The 9818-nt window shown below is 64.6% G+C and carries 9 protein-coding genes; 4 read left to right on the plus strand and 5 right to left on the minus strand.

The features are described 5' to 3' along the window. Together BGO62_RS07385 and BGO62_RS07390 are read left to right on the plus strand one after the other, a co-directional pair. Positions 1-828, plus strand: an 828-nt coding sequence (locus BGO62_RS07385) for an ABC transporter substrate binding protein (RefSeq protein WP_296640810.1), incomplete at its 5' end; no start/stop codon positions are given. A gap of 32 nt (positions 829-860) precedes the next feature. Further along, positions 861-2921, plus strand: a complete 2061-nt coding sequence (locus BGO62_RS07390) for an EAL domain-containing protein (RefSeq protein ID WP_296640812.1) — start codon at positions 861-863, stop codon at positions 2919-2921. Positions 2922-2948: 27 nt separating this feature from the next. On the opposite strand, the gene BGO62_RS07395 is transcribed toward BGO62_RS07390, so the two are convergent. The 4 genes from BGO62_RS07395 to mfd all read right to left on the minus strand — a co-directional run bounded on the left by BGO62_RS07395 (position 2949) and on the right by mfd (position 7837). After that, positions 2949-3158 (minus strand): heavy metal-associated domain-containing protein, encoded by a 210-nt coding sequence (locus tag BGO62_RS07395; protein ID WP_296640814.1) that lies wholly within the window; start codon positions 3156-3158, stop codon positions 2949-2951. Between the two features lie 33 nt (positions 3159-3191). Then, complete coding sequence (gene flgM, locus BGO62_RS07400) at positions 3192-3500, minus strand: flagellar biosynthesis anti-sigma factor FlgM (RefSeq protein ID WP_296640815.1); 309 nt, start codon at positions 3498-3500, stop codon at positions 3192-3194. Positions 3501-3578: 78 nt separating this feature from the next. After that, positions 3579-4418, minus strand: coding sequence for a phosphoserine phosphatase SerB (gene serB, locus BGO62_RS07405; protein WP_296640816.1), 840 nt, complete (start codon positions 4416-4418; stop codon positions 3579-3581). Between the two features lie 20 nt (positions 4419-4438). After that, on the minus strand, positions 4439-7837 hold the full coding sequence (gene mfd / locus BGO62_RS07410; RefSeq protein WP_296640818.1) for a transcription-repair coupling factor: 3399 nt from the start codon (positions 7835-7837) through the stop codon (positions 4439-4441). Between the two features lie 108 nt (positions 7838-7945). Between mfd and ppa the strand changes: the two genes are divergently transcribed. Then, a complete protein-coding gene (gene ppa, locus BGO62_RS07415) occupies positions 7946-8494 on the plus strand; it encodes an inorganic diphosphatase (protein WP_296640819.1) in 549 nt (182 codons plus the stop codon). Positions 8495-8591: 97 nt separating this feature from the next. Next, positions 8592-9143 carry a metallophosphoesterase family protein gene (locus BGO62_RS07420; protein ID WP_296640822.1) on the plus strand — a complete coding sequence of 184 codons (552 nt, stop codon included), beginning with the start codon at positions 8592-8594 and terminating at the stop codon, positions 9141-9143. 109 nt (positions 9144-9252) lie between these two features. Here BGO62_RS07420 and BGO62_RS07425 read toward each other — a convergent pair. Beyond that, on the minus strand, positions 9253-9818 hold a 566-nt coding region (locus BGO62_RS07425), incomplete at its 5' end, for a rhodanese-like domain-containing protein (RefSeq protein WP_296640824.1).

Consider the following 9818-nt stretch of genomic DNA (forward strand, 5'->3'; position numbering starts at 1 on the left):
GACGACTCGGCTCCCTACCAGGAGGTCTATCAGGTCATCCGTGCGCATCTGGACGACACGCCTCACGAGGTCAGCCGGATGGATGCCGATGGATTGACCACCCCCTCTTTGAACGAGGCCCGATTGACCGTTGCCGTGGGGGTGCACGCAGCTGAAGTAGTGGCGGCGCTTCCGACGCGGTCGCCGGTGCTGGCGGTACTGGTGCCACGGGCGTGGTATCTCAAAAGCGGGCGCGCCCGCCTGAGCGACGGCGGCCGCCGCAGCGCATCGGCAATCTATCTGGATCAACCGTTCGAGCGGCAGGCACAGTTGATCCGCCTGGCTTTTCCCGAAGTGCGACGTGTGGGCGTGTTGTTGAGCAGGGAACAGGGCGGGCTGCTGACGGAACTGGACGAGGCCTTGCGTTCGCAGCGGCTCAGCCTGACGCACGCCACCCTGGCCGAGGATGAACGGTTGATCCCCCAGCTTGAAAACGTGTTGTCCGAGGCTGATCTATTGCTGGCCTTTCCCGATTCGCAGGTGTTCAACCGCAATACGGCGCAAAGCATTCTGCTCACGTCCTACCGCTACCGCGACCCGGTGCTGGGCTATTCGCGTTCGCTGACGCGGGCGGGGGCATTGTTGTCGCTGCATTCCAGCCCGGCGCAGATCGGCCGCCAGACTGCCGAATGGGTAGGCAGCGTCTTGCAGGGCGGAGCGGCGCGTCTGCCGTCGCCGGCCCCCCCTGCCTATTTCAGCATTTCGATCAATGAGCAGGTGGCGCGTTCGCTCGGCTTTGCCTTGCCGCCGGCAGCCGAACTGGAAAAACGTTTGGGAGGGGGACGCTGATGGCGGCTTCATTGGGGATACGGGGGCGCGCCATGGTTCTGGCCATGATGCCGGTGGCGATTGTCGGGGTCCTGCTGCTGTTTCAGCTCATTACCGGGAAAATCGACGATCTGGATCAATCGTTGCGCACCCGTGCCGTGGCGATTGCGCGCCAGTTGGCGCCAGCGGCCGAATATGGCGTGGCCTCGGGCAATATCGAGGTGCTGCAGACCCTGCTCGAAAAAGCGGCGATCGAGCCCGATATCCGCGGGGTGGCGGTATTCACCGATAGCGGCCAGAGGCTGGCTCAGGTCGGCCTCGGGGCATGGACCTATCCTGAGCAGGGGGGGCTGCCGGTGGATCGCATCCGCCAGATCGAATACAAGGACCGGCTGGTGTATTACGCGCCGGTCACGCGTACCGAGGTGGTGGTGGATGATTTCCATGCGAGCGGCGAACGGGCGGTGCCGCAGGGTACCCAGACCCGGCTGCTGGGCTGGGTCGGCCTGGACGTATCGCGCAGCGCCACCATCAAGAGCCAGCGCGATGCGATCCTGCGCAGCCTGGCCATCCTGCTGGCGGGGCTGGGCGTCAGCCTCTATCTGGCGTGGCGTATCGGGCGCCAGATCACGCGGCCGATTCTGGCCTTGACGCATACCGTCAGCCGCATTGGCGAGGGACACCTGGACGAGCGGGTGGAACTGAGCGGACAAGCCGAACTGGGCATGCTGCAACGCGGCGTCAATCACATGGCGGCGCATTTGCAGACGATGCAGGATCAGATGCAGGAAAGAATCGACCGGGCCACGGCGCGCCTGGTTTATCAGGCCAGCCACGATGCCTTGACGGGGCTGATCAATCGCCGTGAATTCGAACAGCGGCTGGAGCGCGCCCTGCTGTCGGCCATGCAGCAAGATCGCGAACATGCGTTGTGTTACATGGACCTCGATCAATTCAAGGTGATCAACGATTCCTGCGGCCATGCGGCGGGTGACGAGTTGCTGCGCCAGTTGGCCCTGCTGCTGAAAGGCAAGCTGCGCGAACGCGATACGCTGGCTCGCCTGGGAGGCGACGAGTTTGCGCTGCTGCTGGAAAATTGCAGCATCCCGGGCGCGCTGGAAGTGGCGGACAGTTTCCGCGCCGAGGTGCAGCGCTTCCGCTTCAAATGGGGGGAACGCATTTTCTCGGTCGGCATGAGCGTCGGCATGGTGGCGATCAACCGCGACAGCGGCACCGCAGCGGGCCTGCTGTCGGCGGCGGATGCCGCGTGTTATGTGGCAAAAGACCGCGGCCGCAACCAGATTCACGTGTATGAAAGCCGCGATTCCGATCTGGTGCGCCACCGCGGCGAAATGCAATGGGTGACGCGGATTCAGCGGGCGCTGGAAGAGCAGCGCCTGCGTTTGTCGTGGCAGGAAATCCGCCGCACCGACGGCGCAGCGGAATCCACCCGCCACGTCGAACTGTTGCTGCGGATGGTGGACGACGACGGCAGCGAAATTCTGCCGATGGCTTTCATCCCGGCAGCCGAGCGTTATTCCATCATGCCCGCGCTCGACAGCTGGGTGATCGAGGATGCGCTGCGCCTGTGCCGGCAGTATCTGGCGGCAGGCTGCGCGTTGCGTTACCTGTTCGCGGTCAACCTGTCGGGGGCGTCGCTCAAAGACCCGGCTTTTCGCAGCATGCTGCTGGCGCGGCTGCAGGAAAACCCCGTCCTGGGACCGCACCTGTGCTTTGAAATCACCGAGACGGCGGCCATCGGCAACCTCGCCGTGGTCAACGATTTCATCGAGGCTATGCGCGGCTTCGGGTGCAGCTTCGCGCTGGACGATTTCGGCAGCGGCTTGTCGTCCTTCACTTATCTGAAGAACCTGAAAGTGGATTACCTCAAGATCGACGGCGCATTCGTGCGCGACATCATGAACAACCCGATCGATCGTTCAATGGTCGAAGCCATACACCGCATCGGCCACCAGATGGGGCTGAAAACGGTGGCCGAGTATGTCGAGTCGGATCAGATCCTGGCGCTGCTGAGGCAGATCGGGGTGGACTATGTGCAGGGGAGCGGCATACACCGCCCGCAGCCCCTGGAAAAGCTGTGCGATCAGGCCTGAATGAAACCCGGGCGCAGGGCCGGCGTTTCAGGCGGCTACGCCAAAGCCGGCGTTGACGACGGCCTGTTCCAGCGCGGCACGGTCGATCCGGGTAGGATCGTATGCCACGCGCGCCTGAGCCGGCGTGAGCGTGACCTCGACGCTGTGCACACCCGGCAATGCGGCCAACACCTTCTGCACGCTGTTGACGCAGCCGCCGCAGGTCATGCCGGTTACGGCTAAAACGATTTCGCTCATGCTGAACCCCGAAAGAATATTCGAGGCTTGATTCTACTTTTTACGCGGACGTTTGCGCAGGGCTTCTTTGGTGTGGTCGATCAGGCGGTCGGCCACCACTTCGGCATCGACGGTGAAGGTGCCGTTGGCAAGCGCGGATTTGACCGCCTCGATCTTGCCGGCATCCGCGATGTCGGTCGCAGCCAGCTGGGATTCCAGCGAACGGATGCGGGTGCTCGATTCGGTCAGCGTCAGCGAATCGCCGCCACCCGCTGCGGGGGCGGCCGTTTTTCCCGCTCCCTTGCCTTTGGCGGCTGAGACTTTGGCGGCGGCGGGAGGGGTGATGCGCTTGTCGATTTTCACGGGGATTCCTGGTCGCTGTTGTTCGATCTTTGACTGGCCGAGTACTCAAATGGTTTATCGGCCGCCCGGGATGTTTCTTTAGCCGCCGAGGAGCGGGATCGCCCCGTCCAGCCCGACCTGGTTCAAGGCATGGCTGGCCTGTGCGCGCACCACCGGCTTGGCGTGGTAGGCGATGCTGAGGGCGGCCTCAGCCATCATTTTCAAGTCGTTCGCGCCGTCGCCCATGGCGATCACCTGGGAACGGGCCAGATTCAGCCCAATGCGCACCCGGTTGAGCCAGTCGGCCTTGCCCTGGGCGTCCACGATATCGCCGAGCACGCGCCCGGTCAATTTTCCGCCGGCCACTTCCAGCGAGTTGGCTGCAGTGTAGTCCAGTCCCAAGCGGGACTGCAGCCGTTCGGTAAAGAAGGTGAATCCGCCCGACACCAGCAGGGTCTTGATCCCGGCGGCGCGGGCGGCGGCCAGCAGGGCTTCGGCGCCCGGCGAGAGCTGCAGCCGCTCGTCGTACACCCGTTGCAGCGCGGATTGGTCCAGCCCGGCCAGCAGGGAAACCCGCCGGCGCAGGCTTTCGGCAAAGTCGATCTCGCCGCGCATCGCGGCTTCGGTGATGGCCGACACCTGCGGTTTCAGGCCATGCATGTCGGCAATTTCATCGATGCACTCGATGGTGATGAGGGTCGAGTCCATGTCCATCACCAGCAGGCCAAAGTCGCGGATGCGGCGCTCGGCAGGCACCCAGCCGCAGTCGAGGGCGTGGGCGTCGCAATAGGCGGCGATTTCGGCGCGCCGACTGTCGTCGGCCCCCGCCAGCCGGAATGTCGTGGCTGAAACCGTTTCAATCGCTGCTGCGGCGGCCAGCTTGGCGAGTGCCTCGAGACTGGGGGTGGAGACGGTTTTTCCCTGAACGATCAGATTCATCTTGATTTGTCTTCAAATACTTAATTCAAAAAATTGAACATGGAGACGACATTCGCCGCCCGTGCGTCGGGGGGGGACGACGCATGCCAGCGCAGGCGGTTTTCACCTGCCAGCTTGATGTCGCGACGGGTCTGGATGAGCTGGATGATGCGGCCCGGATCGATCGGCGGCTGCGGCACGAATTGCAGCAGGATGCTGTCCGCATTGGCATCGACCTTCATGATGCCGAGCAGGCGGGCGGCCAGCCGCAGACGGTGGGTGTCGAGCAGCGCGCGCGCCGGGTCGGGCAGGCGGCCGAAGCGGTCGACCAGTTCTTCCTGCAGCAGGGTCAGTTCCTCGGCGTCATGGGCGCTCGCCAGGCGCTTGTACAGCACCAGCCGTTCGTGCACGTCGGGGCAATAGTCTTCCGGCAGCAGCGCGGGCAGGTGCAGGTTGATCTCGGACACCACGCCGAGCGGCTGGCTCATGTCGGGCTCCTTGCCGGCCTTCAGGCTCGCCACCGCGCCGGCCAGCATGTCGTTGTAGAGCGAGAAGCCGACTTCGAGGATCTCGCCGCTCTGCTTGTCGCCCAGCACTTCGCCGGCGCCGCGGATTTCCAGATCCTGCATGGCGAGATGGAAGCCGGAACCCAGCTCCTCCATCAACTGGATCGCCTCCAGCCGCTTCTTCGCCTGCGGCGTCAAGGTACGGTCCTCTTCCACCAGCAGGTAGGCGAAGGCCTGGTGGTGCGAGCGCCCGACGCGGCCCCGGAGCTGATGCAACTGGGCGAGTCCGAACTTGTCGGCGCGGTTGATCAGGATGGTGTTGGCGGTGGGGATGTCGATGCCGGTTTCGATGATGGTGGTGCACAAGAGGATGTCGTAGCGCTGCTGATAGAAGTCGCGCACCACCTGTTCCAGTTCGCGCTCGCCCATCTGGCCGTGGCCGACGCGGATACGCGCCTCCGGCAGCAGCTTTTCCAGCCGCTCGCGCATCGCCTCGATGGTGCTGACTTCGTTGTGCAGGAAATAGATCTGGCCGCCGCGCTTCAGTTCGCGCAGCACCGCCTCGCGGATCAGTCCACCGGAAAACGGTTGCACGAAGGTCTTCACCGCCAGCCGTTTCTGCGGCGCGGTGGCAATCACCGAGAAATCGCGGATGCCTTCGAGCGACATCGCCAGCGTGCGCGGGATCGGCGTGGCGGTCAGCGTCAGCACGTCGACCTCGGCGCGCAAGGCCTTCAGCTGCTCCTTCTGGCGCACCCCGAAGCGGTGTTCCTCGTCCATGATGACGAGTCCCAGGCGGGCGAACTTGACGTCCTTCTGGATCAGCCGGTGGGTGCCGATGACGATGTCGATCCTGCCTTCTTTCAGCGCTTCGAGCGCCTCGGTCTGCTCCTTGGCGGTGCGGAAGCGCGACAGCTCGGCGAGCTTCACCGGCCAGGCTGAGAAGCGGTCGGAGAAATTGTTGAAGTGCTGCTCGGCCAACAGCGTGGTCGGCACCAGCACCGCCACTTGGTAGCCGCCCATCACCGCCATGAAGGCGGCGCGCAGCGCCACCTCGGTCTTGCCGAAGCCGACATCGCCGCACACCAGGCGGTCCATCGGCTTGCCCGACTGCATGTCGGCCATCACCGCGGCAATCGCAGCGGCCTGGTCGGGGGTTTCCTCGTAGCCGAAGCCCTCGGCGAAGGCCTCGTAGTCGTGCGGCGAAAACTGGAACGCGTGGCCCTCGCGCGCCGCGCGCAGCGCGTACAGGTTGAGCAGCTCGGCGGCGGTGTCGCGCGCCGCCTGCATGGCGCGGCGGCGCGCCTTTTCCCACTGGTCGGTGCCGAGCTTGTGCAGCGGCGCCGCGCCCTCGCCGGCGCCACTGTAGCGCGAGATCAGGTGCAGGTTGGCGACCGGCACGTAGAGCTTGTCGCCCTTGGCGTATTCGAGCTGCAGAAACTCGGTGTCGCCGTCGCCGAGGTCCATGTTGATCAGGCCGAGGTACTGGCCGACGCCGTACTGCGCGTGCACCACCGGGTCGCCGGGTTTCAGCTCCGAGAGGTCGCGCAGCAGGTTGTCGATCTGCGTGGCGCGGGCCTCGCGCGCGCGCCGGGTCTTCGGCGGGATGGCGTAGAGCTCGGTTTCGGTGATGACGGCGAACTGGCCGTCCGACGTGACGAAGCCTTCGGCCAGCGGGCCGTGGGTGAGCAGAATGCGCTCGGCGTGCTGCCGGCAATCGGCCCAGCTTTCGCACAGCGCGGCGTGGAGGCCGTGTTCGGAAAGGTATTCGTGCAGGGTTTCACGCCGCCCGGCCGACGGCGCGACGATCAGTGCCGTGCCCTTGAATCCGTCGATGAAGCCCTGCAGCTTGGCGACCGGATGGGCTTCGCGGCGGTCGACCGAAATGGGCGGGACACGGCGGGCCAGTCCGTCGCCGCCCTGTTCCAGGTCGAGTCGCGTGTAGCCCTTGGCCAGGCTGAAGAACGTGTCGGTCGGCAGGAACAGGTCGGCCGGCGGCAGCAGCGGGCGGTCCTTGTCGCCCGACAGCAGGCGGTAACGGCCTTGCGCGTCGGCCCAGAACGCCTGGCCGGCAGGGTCGAGCGCGCCGTGCGCCACCAGCCGCGTGGCAGCGGGCAGATAGTCGAACAGCGTCGCCGTTTCCTCGAAAAACAGCGGCAGGTAATACTCGATGCCGGCCGGCGCAAGGCCGTTGCTGACATCCTTGTACAGCTTGGACTTGGACGGGTCGCCCTCGAAACGCTCGCGGAAATTCTGCCGGAAGCGGGTGATGCCGGCCTCGTCGAACGGGAATTCGCGCGCGGGCAGCAGGCGGATTTCGCTCACCGGATAGATGCTGCGCTGGGTGTCGATATCGAACGCGCGCAGCGTCTCGATTTCATTGTCGAACAAGTCGATGCGGTAGGGCAGCGCGCTGCCCATGGGGAACAGGTCGATCAATCCTCCGCGGACGCTGAATTCGCCTGGCGCGAATACCTGATTGACGTGGGTATAGCCGCCCAGCGCCATCTGCGCGCGAAAGGCGGCTTCGTCGAGGGTGTCCTTCTGCTTGAGGAAGAAAGTGTGGGCGGCCATGAAGGCCGGCGGCGCCAGCCGGTACAGCGCGGTGGACAGCGCCACCACGGCGATGTCGAACTCGCCGCGCGAAATCTGGTACAGCGTCGCCAGCCGCTCGGAAATCAGGTCCGGGTGCGGCGAAAACGTGTCGTAGGGCAGGGTTTCCCAGTCGGGAAAGGCGCACACCCGCAACTCGGGATCGAACCAGCGCAGTTCCTCGGCCAGCCGGTTGGCGTCCCACGCGCTGGCGCACACCACGGCGAGCGGCGCGGCGTGGCGCGCCAGTTCGGCCAGATAAAGCGCATCGGCTGCGCCGGCGAGGCCGGACTGGCTGCGCTGGGGGCCGGAAGGCTGGGAAGCGGGGGCGAAGAGCGTCATGCAAATAGCGGGATTATCCTAGAAACGGCAGTCGGGCGCACCCGCGGTGCGGAGGCGGGGCGGGGGCAGGTATAATGCCCGCCTTTCCCGTTCAACCCCCGATATCCCATGAGTCTCGACCGCGTCAGCTCCGGCCGCAATCTGCCGGATGACTTCAATGTCATCATCGAAATTCCCGCCCACGGCGAACCCATCAAGTACGAAGTCGACAAGGAATCCGGCGCCATGTTCGTCGACCGGTTCATGTCGACCGCCATGCACTATCCCTGCAACTACGGCTACATTCCGCACACCCTGTCGGAAGACGGCGATCCGGTCGACGTGCTGGTCGTGACGCCGATTCCGCTGATCACCGGCGTGGTGGTGCGCTGCCGCCCCATCGGCATGCTGAAGATGACCGACGAAGCCGGCGTCGACGCCAAGCTGCTGGCAGTGCCGGTCGACAAGCTGTGCGGCCTGTACAAGGGTGTCGAGAAGCCGGAAGACCTCCAGCCGCTGCTGCTGGCGCAGATCTCCCATTTCTTCGAGCACTACAAGGATCTCGAAAACGGCAAATGGGTCAAGGTCGAAGGCTGGGTCGGCATCGACGACGCGCGCGCCGAGATCCTCGCCGGCGTCGAGCGCTACCGCAACGCCAAGGACAAGCCGGCCTTCTAGGGGGCCAGGATTCAGGAGCCAGGGACCAGGGAATGAGCGGCGAAGCCGCACAAAGCCCCCCAATCCCTCACTCCTAGCCCCTGGATCCCAAACAACCATGAAAGTCTGCATCCTCTCCGACTCCCACGACAACCGCCGCCTGTTGGGCGCGGCGGTCGAGCACGCCAAGGCGCACGGGGCGGAGGCGGTGCTGCACTGCGGCGACGTGGTCGCGCCGACCACGTTGCGCGTGCTGCAGAAATACGAACTGCCGGTGCACGTCATCCACGGCAACAACACCGGCGACCTCTACAACATGAGCCGGCTGGCAGCCGAGCCCAACAGCGTGGTGCGCTATCACGGCCAGGACGCCGCCTTCACCCTGGCCGGCCGCAATCTGTTCCTGGTGCATTACCCGCATTACGCGCAGGCGCTCGCCTGCACTGGCGACTACGACCTGGTGTGCTGCGGCCACGATCACAAATCCAGCATCTCGCAAGTGACCACGGTCAAAGGCGGACACGCCTGGCTGGTCAACCCCGGCACCGTCGGCGGCGTCGGCGCCCCCCCCACCTACATCATGGCCGACCTAGCCGCGATGCAGTTCGAGATCGTCGCCATCGAGGCGGCGCCGGCCTCGGTGCTGCCGCCCGTTACGCCGCACGTCTAGAGCCGGATCGACACTTCCCCGCGCAGCGTGGAGCGCACCAGGTGTCTACGGGGCGGGGATGAAAAACGGGGCATGACGCCCCGTTTTTGCTGCTGCTGGCAGTGCGTGGTTATTTCGCGGGCTTGACCGTGGTCAGTCCCAGCGCTTCCCAGTCCTGCATGCCGCCCCGGTACCATTTGATTTTATTCGCCGGGTAGCCGATTTTCAGCAGGCCTTTGATGTTGGTCGGCGACTGGCCGCACCAGGGGCCGTTGCAGAACATGACGACGGTTTTGGCATTGTCGAACATGTAGAAACCATCCTGGTTCCTGACGCCGAAATGCTTTTCAAGGATCTCCTGCACGGTGATGGGATCCGACTTGCCGATGTTGAGCTTGTCCCACGGAATGTTGACCGCACCGGGGATCGTGCCTTTTTCGACCCAGTCAGGCGTACGCGAATCCACCACCATGATGGTTTTGTCGCCGTCGCTCATTTTTTTCAGGTAATGAATGATCTCAAGCTCTCCGATGGTATCGACGCCTGCCGCCAGCTCGCCCGGCTGAATGCAGAAAGGCGGGCATTTGCGCGAGGTCTTGGCGAAATCGGGATTGATGGTGTTTTTCTGGTCCTGATTGCGCATGATCGTGACTTTCTGGCCGTCATGCATCACATCGACCGAGGGCAGGTCGGCGG

This window comes from Thiobacillus sp. 65-1402 (assembly GCF_001897685.1).
Lineage (GTDB): Bacteria > Pseudomonadota > Gammaproteobacteria > Burkholderiales > Thiobacillaceae > Thiobacillus.